General features: G+C 67.2%; 1 protein-coding gene. It reads right to left on the reverse strand.

Annotation, left to right across the window (positions count from 1 at the left end):
- Positions 1 to 245: 245 nt before the first annotated feature.
- Positions 246 to 531 (reverse strand): hypothetical protein (locus tag AC1DYG_RS19140; protein WP_477641445.1); only part of this gene is annotated, 286 nt, incomplete at its 5' end.

Raw genomic sequence — 531 nt, forward strand, 5'->3', positions numbered from 1 at the left:
GGGGTGCTGACCGCGGCATTCGACGCCGGGATGCCGGTCGTCGAGGCCGCGGGAACCCAAAAGCCGCCGTGGTACTCGAATCCGACGGTCTTCTACCGCGTGGTCACCGACCGCAACGCGTTGTCGACGCCGTCCCCCAAGTTCGTCGTCACCGGTCAGCGGCCTCCAGAAACGTTCGGGGTTCTCCCGCCCGGGGTCGCTGGGCCGATCGCCACCTGGGATCCTCGCGGAACCGACCCGAACGTTCAATGGGCATTCGCGACTACACCGACGGTGTGCGCAGCGAACTGCGCCGGGGTTGCGTACTTCAGGTACTGAGACGAGCCGGCCTTACCGCCAGTGACCAGTTCGCAGTGCGGTACCGGTGCGCCGTCGGCGCCCGTGGACGCTTTTCTACCGATCAGGCCGTGCTGAAATGTCTCTATCTCGCCACCCTGGCACTGGACCGACTGGGAAGGTCGGAGCGCGATGGGCAGCGAGGCGGAAGCCAGCGCTGAACGCGCGTCCGCGACCACGTTCGAGGCCCGGATC

Source organism: Pedococcus sp. P1_H8, from assembly GCF_056405175.1.